The following is a 17,643-nucleotide window of genomic DNA, read 5'->3' on the forward strand; positions in this document are numbered from 1 at the left end:
CATGGGCCGACTGACCGACTGGGCCTTCTACGGTCTCCTGTCGATAGCGATCCTGATCTGGGCCCTGGACCGCCGCGAGGAAGTCTATACCCCGCCGCCGCCGCCCGCCCCGGACAGGGTCGAGGGCGCGCTTCTGGGGCCCATCACCCCCTTCGATCCGGCGATCACCCTGAATGCGCCGGACATTCCCTTCCAGCCCGCCTCGGGCACCGCCTTCTCGATCGCGGGCAAGGGCCGGTGGGTCACGGCCCGCCACGTGGTCGAGGGTTGCCGCAAGCCGGCGCTGATGGTCGGCGGGGGGCGTGCCGTGGCAGCCAGCCTGCGCCTCGCGCCCCGGGCCGACATCGCCGTTCTGATCACCGAGGGCGGGCCGGATCCGCTGGCGGTGGTCGAGAACCCGCAGCTCCGCAAGGGCCAGCGTGGCTTCCACCCCGGCTATCCCCAGGGCCGGGCCGGTGAGGTCACCTCGCGCCTGCTGGGCCGCGAGACCTTCCGGGTGCGCGGCCGGGGCGAGCGCGACGAGCCCGTGCTGGCCTGGGCCGAGGTCGGTCGGACGGCGGGGCTGAAGGGCACCCTGTCGGGCCTCTCCGGCGCGCCGGTGCTGGATCGTCAGGGCCGGGTGCTGGGCGTGACCATCGCCGAGGCGCCGCGCCGGGGCCGGGTCTACACCACCGCCCCCGACACCTTCGGGCCCGCCATCCGGGGCATGCCCGACCGGGATGCCCGGCCCCTCCCGGAGCCTGTCACCCTGGTCAACTACGGCCGGGTCGCCGACGCCCTCCGCCGCGACCTGCGCGTCGCCCAGGTGGTCTGCCTGCCGGCCTGATCTCAGTCGTCGAAGACGGCGACGCCGATCTCGCCGCCGGGGGTCAGCCAGGCCCGCTTCATGCCCTGGCTGTTATAGGGGTCGGCGTGGTGCCCCTCGCGGTCGAGCGCGATCAGACCGCCGTCCCCGCCCAGGGTGCCGATGGCGTCGATCACGGCCTGCCCGGCCTCGGCCACCGTCTGGCCCGAGGCGACGCGCCAGGCGACCTGGGCCGCCGCCGCCGTGCGGATGAAGTATTCGCCCTGACCGGTCGAGGAGATGGCGGCATGGCCGTCCGCCCAGGTGCCGCTGGCGGGCAGGGGGGTGTCGCCGACCCGGCCCGGCAGCTTGCCGAACACCCCGGCGGTCGAGGTCGCCGCCGCCAGCCGCCCCTTTGTGTCCAGCACGCAGCAGCCGACCGTGCCGTGCGCCAGTGTCCCGGGCGGATGGTTGTCCTCGCCCTGTCCGGCCCGGGTGAACCAGTCATCGCCGCCCGGAACCGGCTCCAGCTTCTGGCCCTCGCAGAAGCGGCGCGCGCCCTCGCCGACCAGCAGGACGTGCGGGGTATGGTCCATGACGGCGCGCGCGGCCCTGACCGGATTGCGAAAGCCCTGCAGGGCGGCGATGCCCCCCGCGCGGCCCGTGGCCCCGTCCATCAGGCTGGCGTCCAGCTCATAGTCCCCGTCCAGATTGGGCGAGGCACCCCGCCCGGCGACATAGAGGCCCGAGTCCTCCAGCAGGCAGACCGCCTCGACGGCGACGTCCAGTGCGGCCTCGCCCGCCTCCAGCCGGGCCTGCATGGCGCGCACCACCTCGGCCATGTCGGCCCGCTCGGCGGCATAGTCGCGGCTGCGCCGGGCACCGGCGCCTCCGTGCAGGATCAGGGCGGGTCGGATCATCTCGGGGTCTCCGCGGACCGGTCGGGCCGGTTCCTGTCTTTCCAGTTCGGGGCCGGAGCGTTACCGTCCCGGGGACCGGGGTGGCAAGCCGTCACCCTGCCCGCCCTCTCCCACGCCGAAAGGTTCTTCATGCGCGCAGTCCTGTCCAAGGCCCCCGGTGGCCCGGAAACCCTGGTGGTCGAGGAGGTGTCGGACCCGACGCCCAAGGCCGGCGAGGTGGTCATCGAGGTCAAGGCCGTGGGCATCAACTTCCCTGACACCCTGATCATCGAGGACAAATACCAGTTCCGGCCCGAGCGGCCCTTCGCCCCCGGCGCCGAGGTGGCGGGCGTGGTCGAGGCGATCGGCGACGGCGTCAAGGGCATCCACAAGGGCGACCGGGTCATCGCCGTGCCCGGCTGGGGCGGACTGGTCGAGCGGATCGCCGTGCCCGCCGCCAGCGTCATCCCCATTCCGAAGGAGATGGACTTCGAGACGGCCGCCGCCCTGATCATGACCTATGGCACCAGCTACTATGCGCTGAAGGACCGCGCGAAGCTGCAGGCGGGCGAGACCCTGCTGGTGCTGGGCGCGGCCGGCGGCGTGGGCGCTGCCGCCGTCGAGCTGGGCAAGGCCATGGGCGCGCGCGTGGTGGCCGCCGCCTCCACCAACGACAAGGTCCAGTTCGCGCTCGAGTTGGGGGCCGACAACGGCCTGATCTATCCCTCCGGCCCCATGGACAAGGCGGCGCAGAAGCAGCTGTCGGGCGAGCTGAAACTGGCTACCGGGCGCGACGGCGCCGATGTCATCTATGACGCGGTCGGCGGCGACTATGCCGAACCGGCGCTCCGGGCCATGGACTGGTGCGGGCGATACCTCGTGGTGGGCTTCCCCGCCGGCATTCCGTCCCTGCCGCTCAATCTGACCTTGCTGAAGTCAGTGGCCGTGATCGGCGTCTTCTGGGGCGCCGCCGTCATGCGCGACCCCAAGGGCCACGCCTCCAATATGGCCGACCTGATGACGCTGTGGAGCGAGGGCAGGATCCGCCCGCGCGTCAGCCGCACCTTCCCCCTGCACAAGGCGCATGAGGCCATTCAGGCCCTGGGCGACCGCTCGGCCATGGGCAAGATCGTGGTGACGGTCGGGCCGTGACCCTTGCCCTCGCCCCGGACCTTGACCTGACGAGTGCGGCCGCGCGGCTGGCCGCCACCGGCCGCGCCCGGGTCCCCGGCCTGCTGGGTGAGGGGGCGGGAGTCCTGCACGAGGCCCTGACCGGGCCCGACATGGTCTGGAACCGCGCCATCCAGAACCCCTACAACGCCGATGTGCCGGTCGCCGTATTTGAAGCCGAGCCGCTGGCCGAGCAGGCCCGGCTTTACGGTATGGCTCATGAGGAGGCGACCGAAGGCTTCCAGTTCATCTTCGACCGGATCAAGCTGGGCCAGGCCCGGGCCATGGGCCTGCCGCTGCCACCGGTCCTGTTCGAGCTGCACGACCTGTTCAACAGCGAGGCCTTCCTCGCCATGGCCCGCCACCTGACCGGCGACGACCGGATCACCTACGTCGATGCCCAGCCGACGCGCTACCTGCCGGGGCATTTCCTCAACGGCCACACAGACTCGCATGAGGATGCCGGGCGGCTCTATGCCTATGTGCTGAACCTGTCACCGCGCTGGCGGGCGGAATGGGGCGGCCTCTTGATGTTCCTCGACGGGGAGGGGGCCGTGACCGAGACCTTCACTCCGTCATTCGGCACGCTGAACCTGTTCCGGGTTCCCCAGGACCATGCCGTCTCCATGGTGGCTCCGTTCGCCGGCGCGCCGCGCTATTCCATCACCGGCTGGTGGCGGACGCGCCCGCCAGGCGGTTAGTCCCGGCTGCGGGCCATTTCGGCCAGCGCCAGACGGGCGGCCTCACGGTGGCGGGAGCGGATATGGGCCGACAGTATGGCGATCACCGCCGCGATCACGGCCGCGTCGTCGGTAAAGCCGATGCCGACCAGAACGTCCGGGATGGCATCGGCCGGCAGCACGAAATAGGCCAGGGCGGCCAGCATCATGCCCTTCGCGCGGGTCGGGGTCTCGGGGTCGCGCGCGGCGAAATAGACGCTCAGCAACTGGTCGGCGAAGGGGATCCGCGCCAGGTTACGCCGCAGCCGGGGCCAGAACCGGCGTTCGACGCGGACCTCATCCACCTTGTCAATGCGGGGGATCAGGGCCATGCCCCGGGCGATTTCGGACGATGAGGATTTGGCAGGACGGACCATGCCCCCTAAATCGTCGCAGACCCCCTCCGGTTCAATCCCGATCTGACAAAGGATTCCCCATGAAACTCGACTCCTCCATCGCCGCTGTCGTGACCGGCGGCGCCTCCGGCCTCGGCGAGGGCACGGCCCGGGCGCTGGCGGCGAAAGGGGTGCGGGTCGCCCTGTTCGACCTGAACGAAGAGGCGGGCGAGACGATCGCGGCCGAGATCGGCGGGGTCTTCTGCAAGGTCGACGTCACCTCGGACGCCGATGTCGCGGCCGGCTTCGAGAAGGCCCGCGCCGCCCACGGTCAGGAACGCCTGACCGTCAACTGCGCCGGCATTGCCACCGGCCAGAAGACCGTCAGCCGCAAGCGCGACACGGGCGAACTGCGCGCCCATGACATGGACAGCTTCGAGCGCACTGTCCGCATCAATCTGTTCGGGACCTTCCGCGTGCTCAGCCAGTCGGCGCTGGGCATGGTCGCCGCCGAGCCCATGGCCGACGGCGAGCGCGGCCTGATCATCAACACCGCCTCGGTTGCGGCCCAGGACGGCCAGATCGGCCAGGCGGCCTATTCAGCCTCCAAGGGCGGCGTCTATGCCATGACCCTGCCGGTGGCCCGCGATCTGGCCCAGGAGGGGGTGCGGGTGAACACCATCCTGCCCGGCATCATGTGGACGCCGATGATGGCCGGCATGGACCAGAAGATCCAGGACGCCCTGGCCGCGGCCATCCCCTTCCCCAGCCGCCTCGGCACCCCGGCCGACTACGCTGCCCTGGCCCTGCATCTGGCCGAGAACGTCTATATCAACGGCGAGTGCATCCGGCTCGACGGCGCTATTCGGCTGGCGCCGAGATAAGCGCGCTACCGCTCGCGTCGCGAACGCTCGCTGCCTGAGCGCGGGATCGTAGCAATTTGCGTTCTCCCTCTTGCGGCCACCGCCCGTGCTCGGCTATACGCCCGGCCTCGACTGAAGCGCGGGCGTAGCTCAGGGGTAGAGCATCACCTTGCCAAGGTGAGGGTCGGGCGTTCGAATCGCCTCGCCCGCTCCAGTCGCAGATCGGAAGAGGCCCGGCCCGCGCCGGGCTTTTTTCGTTTCGGCCACCCGACGGCTGTCCGCAGCCTCTTGATCCCCGGAGCATTGCGGAACACCCTCCCTGCCGGGGAGGGGCCGGCATGTCTGAATCCTTGCATGAGGTCGCGGCGCGCCGTCTGGACGCCTTCGTGGACGCGTCTTTCGCCTTTGCCCTCACCCTTCTGGTCATTTCCGGTTCCGAACCGCTCGGCAGCTATGCAGACATGGGCGCGGCACTGGGCCGGATTCCAGCCTTTGCCGTGGGCTTTGCCCTGCTGGCCCTGTTCTGGTCGGCTCACCGGCGCTTCGGGCGCATGACCGCCGCGCGCGACGGTGCCATCACCCTCATCAGCCTGATGATCGTCTTCACGGTGCTGATTTATGTCTTTCCGCTACGCCTGCTGGCGGAAACCGGCGCCAGCTGGGCCACGGGCGGGCTGATCCCCGGGCGCGACCGGATTTCAACGCTCGGAGACCTTCGGGGCATCTATGTCGTCTATGGGCTGGGGTTTGCGGTTCTGAGCGGCCTCTATGCCCTGTTGCATCATGTGGCCCGGCCGGATGCGGTCGATGCCGCCGCCCGTATGGCGCTGGTCCGCGCCCGCGACATCTGGGTCCTGTGCGCAGCAACGGGCCTGGTTTCGGCCGGACTGGCCGCACTGCCGCTTCTGGCGCGTATGCCCTGGTTGCCCGGCTTCGCCTACTGGCTGATCCCGGCCGGCATCGGCCTCTACTACTGGCGGATCAGTCGGCCGACCGATCCCGGACAGGACGGGACCTAGAGGCCGGCACCTCCAGGATCCCCCGCCGACCGGACCCGGGATTTTCCGAGCCCGCCGCGAACTCGCCCGATCGTGACCACGGGTCGCTGGACCCGGCCGCGGCGGCGGTCTAGTCGCCTTGCGGGGGAGCGGACGCGGAACCGGTTCGCCTCTTGCACGGTGTCGTGTCCGAACCGCGCAACTGCTTCAAAACGGGATCAAGGCCGTCGATGTTTCTGGAAGGTGAGGTGAACTGGACCCTGGTGCTGTGGGCCGTGACCGGCGTCTCGGTCTGTGTGGCCCTGTTCAGTGCGTGGCATGCCGTGACCCACAGGGTCCGCCACGTCTCGACCTCCTCCGAGCTCGATCTGGTGCAGAAGGCCGCCGAGAGCGCCGACAAGCGCCTGTTCGAAACCCTGAACGCCGTGCCTGTGGCACTGGTCGAGACGGACAACCAGGGCAAGTTCGTCTTTGCCAACCGGGCCGCCCACCAGCTGCTGGGCCGGCGCGATGCCGAGCTGCTGGGCTTGCGGTTCCATTCGGCCACCTGGGGCATCACCTTCCCCGACGGTCGGCCCGTCCCGCCCGACCTTCTGCCGAGCGCGCGTGCGCTGAGGGGCCAGACGGTCAAGGGCTTCCAGCACCTGCTGGCCAATCCGGCGACCCGCAAGACCATGCTGGTCTCGGTCACCGCCATGCCGATCGAGAATGAGTACGGCCAGGTGGTCGGCTCCATGGCCGCCATCGTCGAGACCGAAGGTCTGACCACGCCCCAGATCGAAACACCTGCGGCCGAGCCGGTCGCGGATCCGGGCTATGTGCGGCGTGTGTTCGAGGCCGCCTCCAGCGCCCTCGTCGTCGTCGATGCGGACGGTCAGGTGCGTGAAGCGAACCCGGTCGCGGAAAGCCTGGTGCAGGATGCAGCGGCCCCGGTCGGTCGGCCGTTTGTCGACGCCTTCCTCGCTGAGGCCGATCGCGGCGCGGCCCATCAGGCCATGCGCATGGCTCTCAGGGTCTCTCCCGAAGAGGCCCCGGTCATCGAGGCGGGCGAGGTGCGCTGGCGGATGCTGCCTCTGACCGACGAAGAGGGCCGGGCCGAGGCCCTTCTGCTGGCGGGAGAGCGGCGTGAAGCGGAGGCCGGGCAGCCGGTCGGGGCCATGCCGCAGATCGATCCCGCGGAGCTGGATGCCGCGACGGCGCGCCAGGCCGAACTTGAGGCCGAACTGGTGGCTGTGCGGGCCGAGCTGGACGGCGAACGCGAGGCCCTGCGCCGCCTTGAGGCCGAGGCCCGGTTTGAGCGCGAGGGTAGCCAGCGGCTGGCCGACGTCGGCCGCCTGACCGGCGGACTGGTCCACGACCTCAACGCCCTGATCGGGGTGATGACCAGCGCGCTCGACATGATGCTGAAGCAGGCCGACGACCCCTCCCGGATTCGTCGGCTGGGTGAGGCGGCCCTGGCCGCCGGCCAAAGGGGCGAGACCCTGACCCGCCGCCTGGGGGCCTTCAGCGAGGGTGAGGATGACTCGCCTGTTCAGATCATGGATGTCGCGGTGCTCCTGCGGGGGCTGGAAACAAAATTGCGAACCCAGGTCGGCCCCGGCGTCGATCTGATGGTCGAGGTTCCGGCCGAACCGGCACCGGTGCGGCTGGACCCCGTAATGTTCGACGGCGCCGTCCGGGCGCTGGTGGCCAATGCCATCGAGGCGGTCGACGGGCAGGGCTCGGTCGCTGTCCGTCTGGAGCCGAAGATGGAAGGCGGCTGGCTGTTGTCGGTGCGTGACAGCGGCCCCGGTTTTTCCGATGAGGCGCGGGCCCGCGCGGTCGAGCCCTTCTTTACCACCAGGCCGGGGGCCCAGGGTCTGGGCCTGGCCCAGGCCCATGCGTTCGCACGGCAGGTCCGGGGCCGGTTGTCGATCGACCGCGCGCCGGGAGGCGGTGCCGAGGTCAGCCTGTCCCTGCCCGAGGCGCCGGCGGATCAGCCTGTTTCGGCGGAGCAGACTGGCGCGGGCTGACCCGGAAAAAAGCTCAAATGGCCCGATCCCGCGACGAGCGGTCGCGGATCGAAGCGGTAAAGGGCCGATCCGGCCGGTCCGGTCTGGACGGCATGGCCGTCGCCTGCCATTAAGGCCTGCCCGTGCGCAGGCTGCGCCACGTCCCGGGCGTCCGTCTAACCACGAACAGCCCGCTCATGAATTCCTCCGCTGCTTCCGCCGACCCGACCGGCTTTGTGTCCGTGCGGGACGTGTCCAAGACCTTTGGCACCCGCAAGGCGCTGGATGGCGTCTCCCTGTCGGTTCAACCGGGCGAGATGGTCGCCCTTATCGGCCCCTCGGGCTCGGGCAAGTCGACGCTGCTGCGCTCGATTACCGGGCTGGTGAACATCGATTCCGGGGGGCGGATCGAGGTGTTCGGCGAGACGGTCCAGGTCAATGGCCGGACGACCGGGGCCGTGCGTCGTGCCCGCTCGCGGCTGGGCATGATCTTTCAGCAGTTCAATCTGGTGGGGCGGCTGAGCCTGTTCAGCAATGTCATGCTGGGGGCGCTGGGCCGCATTCCGGCATGGAAGGGTCTGCTAGGGCTGTGGCCGCAGGAAGATCGCACGCGCGCCATGGCGGCCCTCCACCGCGTCGGCGTGGCTGACTATGCCGCGCAGCGCGCCAACACCCTGTCGGGTGGCCAGCAGCAACGCGGTGCCATCGCCCGCGCCATCGTCCAGGGGGCCCGCGCCATCCTGGCCGACGAGCCGGTGGCTTCGCTGGACCCCGTCTCGGCCCGCAAGGTCATGGAAATGCTGGTCGAGCTGAACAAGGGCGACGGTATGGGGGTGCTGGTGACCCTCCACCAGGTCGACTATGCGCTGCGCTATTGCGACCGGGTCATCGCGCTCAAGGCCGGCAAGCTGGTCTATGACGGGCCCTCGACCGGTCTGGATCACGACCGGCTGGTGGAGATCTACGGCCCCGAGTTCGAGGATGCCTTCTGGGAGACCAAGGTATGATCCGCGCGCTTCTCGCCCGTGTGGTCCCGGCCCTCGCCGCGGCTGTGGCTGTCCTCTCGCTCAGCCTGCCCGTTCAGGCCCAGACTGCCCCCACCCGACCCGATGCGCCGAAGAAGCTGGTCTTTTCGGTCCTGTCGGCCGAGGGCCAGGCGTCCTCGGGGCCGCTGTGGACACCCCTTCTGGAGGATCTGGAGCGGGCCCTGGGCATTCCGGTCGAGGCCCGCTTCGGCTCCAACTATTCGGTGCTGGTCGAGGCGATGAGCGCCAACCAGACCCAGATCGGCTGGTTCTCGGCCCTGCCGGCGGTCCAGGCCATCGACCGCGCCGGGGCCGAGGTCATCGCCCGGACCGTCGATCTCGAGGGCAAGGACTCCTATGTCTCTACCCTGGTCGTGCGGCGGGGTTCCGGCATCACCCTTGCCGACGTCGAGCGGTGCGATCGCTCGCTGAATTTCGGCCTCGGTGACGCCCAGTCGACCTCGGGCACGCTGGCGCCGATGACCTATTTCTTCAGCCCGCGCGGCATTGATCCCCGGACCTGCTTTTCCACGGTCCGATCCGCCAACCACCAGGCCAATTCTTTCGCCATCGCCAACGGCCAGGTGGATGTTGCGACCTCCAACTCGGTCAACACCGTCTTCCTGAATCGTCAGAATCCGCAGATCGCTTCCCAGATCGAGGTCATCTGGGAATCGCCGCCGATCCCGGAGTCGGGCATTCTGGTGAAAGGTGACCTGCCCCGCTGGCTCAAGCTCGAGATCGCCGAATTCTTCACCGGCTATGGTCAGGGGTTCGGCCCCGAGGCCGATCGCCAGCGTCGGGTCATGCAGAGGCTGAACTATTCCCAGTTCCGGGCTGCCGATAACAGCTATCTGAACCCGATCCGCGAAATGAAGGCCGATCAGGCCCGCCGCGAGGGTACGCCCCCCGAGGTGGCCCCGCCGGCGCCCGTGAATCTGGTCCAGATGGCGCGCCAGTGGGGGCCGTTCGGCCTGATCGGCCTGCTGATCGTCTTCGCCCTGCTCGCCAATATGCGTCGCCCGGCCGCGCCCGTGTCGCGGGACCCGGCCACGGTGCCGCCGCCGCCCGAGAAATCGACGGCCGCCTGGTCGCTGGACATCCTGCTATGGGGCGGTCTGGCCATCATCCTGATCGCCAGCTTCGGCCGGGTCGACATGCCGAACCTCGGCAATCTGTTCTCCAACACCGAGAACATGCGCAACTACGGCCGCGATTTCCTGTCGCCTGATTTCTCGGACTGGAAGATTCTGGTCGGCCAGATGTGGCTGACGGTCCAGATCGCCCTCTGGGGCACCTTCCTCGCGGTGTTCCTCGCCGTGCCGCTCAGCCTGATGGCGTCGCGCAATCTGGCCCCCGCCTGGCTGGTCTGGCCGGTCCGGCGTCTGATGGACCTTTTGCGGTCGATTCCCGATCTGGTCAGCGCCACCCTGTTCATTGTGGCCGTGGGTCTGGGGCCGCTGGCCGGGGTGCTCGCTATCGGCCTGAATACGGCGGGCGTTCTGGCCAAGCTGTTCTCGGAAGCGGTGGAATCGATCGACTCCGGCCCCATCGACGGGGTCAAGGCCACCGGGGCCGGGCGTCTGCATGAAATCGCCTGGGGCGTGATCCCCCAGGTGGCACCCCTGTGGACCAGCTTTGCCCTCTACCGTTTCGAATCGAACAGCCGCGCGGCCACCGTGCTGGGCCTGATCGGCGCGGGCGGCATCGGCCAGGTGCTGTTCGAAAGCCTGCAGGCCTTCGACTACAATACGGTCTCGACCATCGCCATCATCATCATCGTGGCGGTGACCCTGATCGACATGCTGTCACAAGCCATGCGCAAACGTCTGCTTTAAGGGCGTCAGCCTGTCATCCGCATACGAGGTTGTTTCATGCGTCTCAGCTTTCTGGCCGTCGCCGCCCTGTCGGCGCTGGCCCTTGCCGCCTGCGGCGATCAGGGGGGCTCGTCCACCCGCGACGGCATCTGGGCCGCCGGGTCCTCGACGGTCTTCCCCTTCACGACCCGGGTCGCCGAGAATTTCGCGCGCAATACCGGCGGGGCCATGCCCCGGGTGGAAGCCCTGGGCACCGGCGGGGGCATTCAGGCCTTCTGTCGGGGGACCGGTGCGCATACGCCGGACATCGCCAATGCCTCGCGCCAGATGAAGGCGTCCGAGTACGACATGTGCGCCGCCAATGGCGTCACCGAGATCATCGAGATCAAGATCGGCTTTGACGGCCTTGTGATCGCCACGGCACGTACCGGGGCCGATTTCGCCTTCGAGGGCGCGGATCTGTATCTGGCCCTGGCCAAGGATGTGCCGGGCGGTGACGGCTTCATTGCCAACCCCCACACCCGCTGGGACCAGGTCCGCCCGGGCCTGCCGTCGACCCGGATCCTGGTCTATGGCCCGCCGCCCACCTCGGGCACGCGCGATTCCTGGCTGGAGCTGGGCATGACGCCGGCGGCCATGGCCAATCCGACGCTGGCGGCCCTGTCGGAGAGCGACAAGGGCGCGTTCGATACCCGCGCCCATACCCTGCGCGAGGACCAGGTCTGGGTTGACGCGGGCGAGAATGACAACGCCATCGTCCAGACCCTGACGCGTACGCCCGGTTCGGTCGGCGTCTTCGGCTATTCCTTCCTCGAACAGAATTCGGAATCGGTGAAGGCGGCCAGCGTCAACGGCGTCTATCCGACGCTCGAGACCATTTCATCGGGCGCGTATCCGATCAGCCGGTCGATGTATATCTATGTCAAGAAGGCCCATATCGGCGTGACGCCGGGTCTGGACCAGTTCATCGCCGAATTCGTCTCGGACGCGGCGTCTGGCCCCGGCGGGTATCTGCAGGACCGGGGTCTGGTGCCGCTGCCCGAAGCCGAGCTGGCTGCCCAGCGCAAGATCGCTCGCGCCCACACGCCGATGGCCCGTCCCGCCGAATAGGGCGCCCGACCGATCAGGACGTCGCGCGTTCGGCCAGCCGCCGCGCGACGTCCGCCATCCGGTACAGCAGCAGATAGTGATCGCCCGACACCGGCTCCGGCAGGCTGTAGGGCGGGGCCTCGAGGTTCAGATGCCGCGAGGCGTGAGGCTGGGTCGGCTCCAGATCGACATTGTCGAAGCCGCGATTCGTGGTGACCAGCAGCCAGTCGGCCCCCGAAGCGACCATGTTCGCCAGCGCGGCCCAGACATCGGCTTCGTCGAGGTGGTTCAGCATGTCCTTGCTGAAAACCAGATCGGCGCGCGCCGGGGCGTCCTTTGTGATGTCCAGCGGCTGAAAGTCGTGCGTGGGATGGCGCAGGCGGTTGTCGTGGATCAGCGCCGGGACAACGTCATAGCCCACATAGACCAGGCCCGGGTGGTCGGCCAGCAGCTCCGGCATCCAGTTGAAATCGCCACAGGGAATGTCGGCCATGGAGCGGATGTCGTGCGCGCGGATCACCGCGTCCAGGACGTTGAGGGCGTGGCGGACCGTCGGGGCGGTGCGTTCGGATCCGGGCCCGAAGCGGATTCCGGTGAGCCCCAGAGTCGCTGCTCATACACAGCCGAGAACCGCGCGGCATTATCCCGGGGCATACCGTCAGGCGGCCTGCGACCGGCGGCGCAGCCGGGTTATGCGGCGCAGGCGACGCCAGAACCGGCCCCGCTCCGGTTCGGGATAGGGTTCGAGGTTCTCGACGAACTGTTCGGCCGAGGCCCGCCAGCTGAACTTTTCTGCATAGGCGCGGACCTCGGCCCGATCGAGATCGAGGCAGGCCATGCAGGCCTTCCTGAGATCGTCATCGATGGCCCCGGCCCCCGATCCCGGGATGATGTCGATCGGGCCATGTGCGGGGAAGGCGGCCACGGGCGTGCCGGTCGCCATGGCCTCCAGGATCACCAGCCCGAAGGTGTCGGTCCAGCTGGGGAAGACGAACACATCGGCGTCGCGGAAGCACCGCGCGAGTTCCTCGCCGAAGCGGGCCCCGAGGAATTTGGCCTCCGGGTATTTCTGTTCCAATTCGGCCCGCGCAGGGCCGTCGCCGACCACGATCTTGGTGCCGGGCAGGTCCTGTTCGAGGAAGGTCTCGATGTTCTTTTCGACCGCCACCCGGCCGACATTCAGCCAGAAGGGACGGGGCCAGTCCTTGCCGCCCAGTTCGTCATAGATACGCGGCAGATCGGGGTTGAACAGTTCGGTGTCCACGCCCCGCGACCAGGGCGAGACGTTGCGGAACCCGTGCTCGACCAGTTCGTCGCGCAGGGTCGGGGTCGCCACCATCAGCCGGCCGGACGGCTTGTGGAACCATTTCATATAGGCATAGCCGACCTGTACCGGGACGGGGAAACGGGCCGAGATGTATTCCGGGAATTTCGTGTGATAGCTGGTGGTGAAGGGCAGTTTCCACTCCACGCAGATGCGCCGCGTGGCGATGCCGATCGGCCCTTCGGTGGCGATATGAACCGCGTCCGGCTCGAACGCCCGCAGCCGCTCGCGGATTTCCTCCTCGGCGCCCAGCGCCAGCCGGATCTCGGGGTAGGTGGGGCAGGGAATGGTCTTGAACTGGCTGGGTTCGATGACCTCGACCTCGTGGCCCATGCCGCGGCATTCCGCCACGGTTCGGGTCAGGGTTCGGACGACGCCATTGACCTGGGGCTCCCAGGCGTCGGTGGCCAGAATGATGCGCATGGAGGGCCGCTGCAGCCTTTATATCCGTGAGGGACCGAGACTTACCCCGAAGCGTTGTCGAAGGCGAGCCGGGATCGTGGCCCGGGGTGGCCGCAAAGACTTCATTACGCCTCTCCCGTTTCCCGAAAGAAGTCGCTAAGGGGGCCGGATGGCCGCGAGCGATCCCCTTTCCCCGTTTGACGAAAGCCTCCTGTCCCAGAATTGGGACGCGCTGGACTCTGCCAAATACGTCGATGAGACGACCGCCGTACGCGACCTTCTGGGCCGGGTGCCGCTATCGACGGACGAGCGCTCGACGGTGGTCGACGAGGCCGTCGCCCTGGTCGAATCCGCCCGCCGCGATCACCGTCTGGAGGGCGTGGTCGAAAGCTTCCTGCAGGAGTTCTCGCTGGGCACGCGCGAGGGTCTGGCCCTTATGTGTCTGGCAGAGGCCCTGCTGCGCACCCCCGATGAGGATACGCGCGACCGGCTGATCGCGGAAAAGATCGGATCGGCCGACTGGGCCAGCCATATGGGCCAGTCCGACAGCCTGTTCGTGAACGCCTCGACCTGGGGGCTGATGCTGACGGGCAAGCTGGTCGAGGTCGATGAGGATGCGCGTCGCGACCTGCCCGGCTTCCTCCGGCGGGTGGCGGGCCGGATCGGCGAACCGGTCATCCGTCAGGCGGTCGCCGCCGCCGTCCGCATGATGGGCGAGCAGTTCGTCGTCGGGCGCACGATCGGCGGTGCCCTCAAGCGCGCCAATCGCGAGAAGTGGCTGTGCAGCTTCGACATGCTGGGCGAAGGCGCGCGCACCACGACCGATGCCGAACGCTATGAGAAAATCTATGCCGACGCCATCCACGCGGTCGGCAAGGGCCGCGCCCAGCGTCCGGAGTCGAAGGGGCCCCAGACCGGCCACGGCGTATCCGTCAAGCTGTCGGCCCTGTCGCCCCGTTATGAGGCGGTGCAGAGCGCCCGCGTCTGGGAGGAGCTGTATCCCCGGGTCAAGCGGTTGGCCCTGATCGCCGCCGAATACGACCTCAACTTCTGCATGGACGCCGAGGAAGCGGATCGGCTGGTTATTTCCCTGAAGCTGCTCGACCGGTTGGCGCACGATCCCGATCTGGGCACCTGGAAGGGGCTGGGTCTGGCGGTACAGGCCTATCAGAAGCGGGCGCCCGAGGTGGTGGGTCGTGTGGCCGAACTGGCCCGGACCTCGGGCCGTCGCCTGATGGTGCGTCTGGTCAAGGGTGCCTATTGGGATACCGAGATCAAGCGCGCCCAGGTCATGGGACGCCCCGACTACCCGGTCTATACGACCAAGGCTGCGACCGACCTCAACTATCTGGTCTGCGCCCAGGCCATCATCGATGCGGCCCCGCATCTGTACGGCCAGTTCGCCACCCACAATGCCGTGTCGCTGACGGCCGTGCATCGCATGGCCAGGCGCGCCGACGTCAGGGTCGAGTTCCAGCGCCTGCATGGCATGGGCGAAGCCCTGTACGACGCCGCCGAAGCCGCCTGGAAGGCGGATCGTCCGGTGGTCCGGGCCTATGCCCCCGTGGGCGGCCACGAGGAACTGCTGCCCTATCTGGTCCGGCGTCTGCTCGAGAACGGGGCCAACTCCTCCTTCGTCCATGTGTTGATGGACGAGCGTGTGCCCGCCGCGACCGTTGCGACCGATCCCATTTCCCTGGTCGAGGCCCAGCCCGACCGCCACCCCAAGATCCCGGTGCCCAGAGACATGTACGGTGACCGCCTGAACTCGTCCGGACGCGACTATTCCCGCCAGGAAGACCGCGACGCCCACCTCCAGGCGCTGGAGCTGGTCGACCGCGAAAAGCTGACCTCCGGGCCGATCATCAATGGCCGGATGCAGGCCGGGATCAATCCCGAAGACGTAACTAACCCCTATCGGCGCGACGACATTCTGGGCCATGTGTCCGAGGCCTCGCCCGAGGACATCGACACCGCTATCGCCAACGCCGGTCGCGCCCAGATTGCCTGGGACCGCAAGGGCGGCCATGCCCGGGCCCATGTGCTGCGCGCCATGGCCGACGGCCTCGAGGCTGACCTGGACCGTCTGGTCGCCCTGCTGAGCCGTGAGGCGGGCAAGACGCTGAACGACGGCGTGGCCGAGGTGCGCGAGGCCGCCGACTTCTGTCGCTATTACGCCATGCTGGCCGAGCGCGACTTCGGCGGGCCGGAAGCCCTGACCGGCCCGGCGGGCGAAACCAACAAGCTGGTCCTGCACGGCCGGGGCGTCTTTGCCTGTATCAGTCCGTGGAACTTCCCGCTCGCCATCTTCACCGGCCAGGTTGCAGCGGCGCTGGCTGCCGGCAATGCCGTGGTGGCCAAGCCCGCCGAACAGACCCCCCTGATCGCCGCCGAGGCCGTGCGCCTCTATCACCGCTGTGGGCTGGACCCGAACCTTCTGGCCCTGCTGCCGGGTCGGGGCGAGACGGTGGGGGCGAAACTGGTCTCCCATCCGGGCATCGACGGCGTGGCCTTTACCGGCGGCACCGAAACCGCCTGGGCGATCAACAAGGCCATCGCCGCCCGCCCCGGCCCGATCCTGCCCTTTATCGCCGAAACCGGCGGGCTGAATGCCATGTTCGTCGACACCACCGCCCTGCGCGAGCAGGTGATCGATGATGTGCTGGTCTCGGCCTTCGGCTCGGCCGGCCAGCGCTGCTCGGCCCTGCGGATCCTCTATGTCCCGAAGGACGGCGCCCAGGTGCTGATCGACGGGCTGAAGGGCGCGCTGGATGCCATGGTCATCGGCGACCCGGCCGATCCGTCGACCGACGTCGGCCCCGTGATCGACGCCGAAAGCCGCAAAATCCTTGAGGATCACGTTGCCCGGCTGGAAAAGGAGGGCAAAATCCTCGCCAGGGGCAATCTGCCGGAAGAGGCCGCGCGCGGCGATCTGTTCGCCCCGGTGATCGCCGAGATTCCGACGCCCGACTTCCTCGAGAAGGAGGTCTTCGGCCCGATCCTGCACATCTATCGCTATGGCCCGAACGAGCTGAAGTCGGTCACCGAAAGGCTGGCCGGGCGCGGCTATGGCCTGACGCTGGGCGTCCACAGCCGCATCGAGGCCTTCGCCGATCAGGTGATCCGTCTGGTCCCCGCCGGCAATGTCTATATCAACCGCTCGATGACCGGCGCGGTGGTCGGCGTCCAGCCGTTCGGCGGCGAGGGCCTGTCGGGAACCGGTCCCAAGGCCGGCGGCCCCAACAGCCTGATCCGCTATGCCGCCGAAAAGGCCATCTCGAACAACATCGCCGCCCAGGGCGGCGACCCGGCGCTGATGAATTTGTAGGGCAATGTTCCTCGACCCTGCCACTGCTACGGTCTTCGACAGCACGGGATTCGGGAAAGGCGCCGGGATCTGGCTGTGGGACACGAAGGCGCGGCGACAGCGCTGGATTTCCGTCCCGGGCGGCGGATCGGTGCGCGTCTGGCAGCACGGCGAAGGACTGATGCGCGTTGTGGATAGCAGCGGCATATCTATCCGGGCGTGTGCCGAACCAGACGTTGAGCTCAGCCGTCTTTGGACGGCGGACGGCGACTGGCGATTCGATGGCGACAGCGCCTTGTGGATCGAGCCCCTTCCGCTTCTCGTGAAGGGCAAGCGGAATCACACGGATCTGATCATCGTCGACGGACCGGCCCAAACGGTGACCCGACACAAGCTCAACTGGTTCTTCGAAGGTGACTACGACTTCGGCTATCAGGGACCGACCGAGTGTCTGGCGATGCCCGCTGTGGGTGTCGTTCTCGTCGCCGTTGCCCGTAGCAGCACACTTGTGACGCTCGACACGCACACGGGTCAGAAGCTGGACGAGATCCAGCTGCCGGGGCATGGCGGTGTCGGGAACCTCAAGCGGCTTTCGGACACCACTTTTGCCGCCAGGAACTATGACGCCATGTGTCTGGTCGACGCGACGCGGGGCCTTATCCAGACCTCTGCCGTGCTGCAGCCGCCCAAGCCCCCCAATGCGGCACAGTTCATAGGAAACTATGATTGGGGCAGCGTCCTGGCCGTTGCACGACCCTTCAGCCGTGACGTCCTCCAGCTCGATCCGAAGACATTCGAGGTCATCGGGCGCAGTCGTGTTCTCCGTCGGCCCTTCGACGTTTGCATGATCTCGGAGAACCGGTTCCTGACGCGTTCGTGGCAAACGGGCGCGGTCTCCCTCGGCGCTTTCAAGACGTAGC

At 68.3% G+C, this 17,643-nt stretch carries 15 protein-coding genes, 1 tRNA gene and 1 pseudogene; 13 read left to right on the forward strand and 4 right to left on the reverse strand.

What is annotated here, in order from left to right; genetic code table 11:
* Position 1 precedes the first annotated feature (1 nt).
* Positions 2 to 826: a serine protease gene (locus tag IBJ06_RS08540; protein ID WP_292159211.1), complete on the forward strand. Its 825-nt coding sequence runs from the start codon at positions 2 to 4 to the stop codon at positions 824 to 826.
* A gap of 2 nt (positions 827 to 828) precedes the next feature.
* Here the strand turns inward: IBJ06_RS08540 and IBJ06_RS08545 are convergent, their stop codons facing one another.
* Positions 829 to 1,704 (reverse strand): isoaspartyl peptidase/L-asparaginase, encoded by an 876-nt coding sequence (locus IBJ06_RS08545; protein ID WP_292159212.1) that lies wholly within the window; start codon positions 1,702 to 1,704, stop codon positions 829 to 831.
* A 129-nt stretch (positions 1,705 to 1,833) separates the two neighbouring features.
* On the opposite strand from IBJ06_RS08545, the gene IBJ06_RS08550 reads away from it, so the two are divergent.
* Positions 1,834 to 2,835: an NADPH:quinone oxidoreductase family protein gene (locus IBJ06_RS08550; RefSeq protein ID WP_292159214.1), complete on the forward strand. Its 1,002-nt coding sequence runs from the start codon at positions 1,834 to 1,836 to the stop codon at positions 2,833 to 2,835.
* The gene (locus IBJ06_RS08555; protein ID WP_292159216.1) at positions 2,832 to 3,554 is read left to right on the forward strand and encodes a 2OG-Fe(II) oxygenase family protein; all 723 of its coding nucleotides are present in this window, start codon (positions 2,832 to 2,834) and stop codon (positions 3,552 to 3,554) included. Before IBJ06_RS08550 ends, IBJ06_RS08555 begins: the two co-directional genes overlap by 4 nt.
* Here IBJ06_RS08555 and IBJ06_RS08560 read toward each other — a convergent pair.
* Positions 3,551 to 3,949, reverse strand: a complete 399-nt coding sequence (locus IBJ06_RS08560; RefSeq protein ID WP_292159218.1) for a YkvA family protein — start codon at positions 3,947 to 3,949, stop codon at positions 3,551 to 3,553. The genes IBJ06_RS08555 and IBJ06_RS08560 overlap by 4 nt on opposite strands.
* Before the next feature lie 59 nt (positions 3,950 to 4,008).
* On the opposite strand from IBJ06_RS08560, the gene IBJ06_RS08565 reads away from it, so the two are divergent.
* The 8 genes and pseudogenes from IBJ06_RS08565 to IBJ06_RS08600 all read left to right on the forward strand — a co-directional run bounded on the left by IBJ06_RS08565 (position 4,009) and on the right by IBJ06_RS08600 (position 11,711).
* On the forward strand, positions 4,009 to 4,791 hold the full coding sequence (locus IBJ06_RS08565) for an SDR family oxidoreductase (protein WP_292159220.1): 783 nt from the start codon (positions 4,009 to 4,011) through the stop codon (positions 4,789 to 4,791).
* Between the two features lie 118 nt (positions 4,792 to 4,909).
* A tRNA-Gly gene (locus tag IBJ06_RS08570) sits at positions 4,910 to 4,984 on the forward strand.
* A 124-nt stretch (positions 4,985 to 5,108) separates the two neighbouring features.
* Positions 5,109 to 5,789, forward strand: coding sequence for a TMEM175 family protein (locus IBJ06_RS08575; RefSeq protein ID WP_292159221.1), 681 nt, complete (start codon positions 5,109 to 5,111; stop codon positions 5,787 to 5,789).
* Between the two features lie 209 nt (positions 5,790 to 5,998).
* Entirely contained in the window at positions 5,999 to 7,780 is a 1,782-nt protein-coding gene (locus IBJ06_RS08580; RefSeq protein WP_292159223.1) for a PAS domain-containing protein, read from the forward strand.
* Positions 7,781 to 7,956: 176 nt separating this feature from the next.
* Positions 7,957 to 8,766 carry a phosphonate ABC transporter ATP-binding protein gene (phnC, locus tag IBJ06_RS08585; protein WP_292159225.1) on the forward strand — a complete coding sequence of 270 codons (810 nt, stop codon included), beginning with the start codon at positions 7,957 to 7,959 and terminating at the stop codon, positions 8,764 to 8,766.
* Positions 8,763 to 9,623, forward strand: a pseudogene (gene phnD, locus IBJ06_RS08590) (phosphate/phosphite/phosphonate ABC transporter substrate-binding protein); the annotation flags it as partial. The gene phnC and the pseudogene phnD, both read left to right, overlap by 4 nt.
* Positions 9,624 to 9,797: 174 nt before the next feature.
* Positions 9,798 to 10,622 carry a phosphonate ABC transporter, permease protein PhnE gene (gene phnE / locus IBJ06_RS08595; RefSeq protein ID WP_292159425.1) on the forward strand — a complete coding sequence of 275 codons (825 nt, stop codon included), beginning with the start codon at positions 9,798 to 9,800 and terminating at the stop codon, positions 10,620 to 10,622.
* A gap of 36 nt (positions 10,623 to 10,658) precedes the next feature.
* Positions 10,659 to 11,711 (forward strand): substrate-binding domain-containing protein, encoded by a 1,053-nt coding sequence (locus IBJ06_RS08600; RefSeq protein ID WP_292159227.1) that lies wholly within the window; start codon positions 10,659 to 10,661, stop codon positions 11,709 to 11,711.
* 13 nt (positions 11,712 to 11,724) lie between these two features.
* Here IBJ06_RS08600 and IBJ06_RS08605 read toward each other — a convergent pair whose 3' ends face one another.
* Both IBJ06_RS08605 and IBJ06_RS08610 read right to left on the reverse strand, forming a co-directional pair.
* A complete protein-coding gene (locus IBJ06_RS08605; protein WP_292159229.1) occupies positions 11,725 to 12,183 on the reverse strand; it encodes a class I SAM-dependent methyltransferase in 459 nt (152 codons plus the stop codon).
* A 165-nt stretch (positions 12,184 to 12,348) separates the two neighbouring features.
* Positions 12,349 to 13,437: a glycosyltransferase family 1 protein gene (locus tag IBJ06_RS08610; RefSeq protein WP_292159231.1), complete on the reverse strand. Its 1,089-nt coding sequence runs from the start codon at positions 13,435 to 13,437 to the stop codon at positions 12,349 to 12,351.
* A 148-nt stretch (positions 13,438 to 13,585) separates the two neighbouring features.
* Between IBJ06_RS08610 and putA the strand changes: the two genes are divergently transcribed.
* Positions 13,586 to 16,744, forward strand: a complete 3,159-nt coding sequence (gene putA / locus IBJ06_RS08615; protein WP_292159233.1) for a bifunctional proline dehydrogenase/L-glutamate gamma-semialdehyde dehydrogenase PutA — start codon at positions 13,586 to 13,588, stop codon at positions 16,742 to 16,744.
* Positions 16,745 to 16,748: 4 nt separating this feature from the next.
* Positions 16,749 to 17,642: a hypothetical protein gene (locus IBJ06_RS08620; protein ID WP_292159235.1), complete on the forward strand. Its 894-nt coding sequence runs from the start codon at positions 16,749 to 16,751 to the stop codon at positions 17,640 to 17,642.
* Position 17,643 lies beyond the last annotated feature (1 nt).

Source organism: Brevundimonas sp. (genome assembly GCF_016742135.1).
Lineage (GTDB): Bacteria > Pseudomonadota > Alphaproteobacteria > Caulobacterales > Caulobacteraceae > Brevundimonas.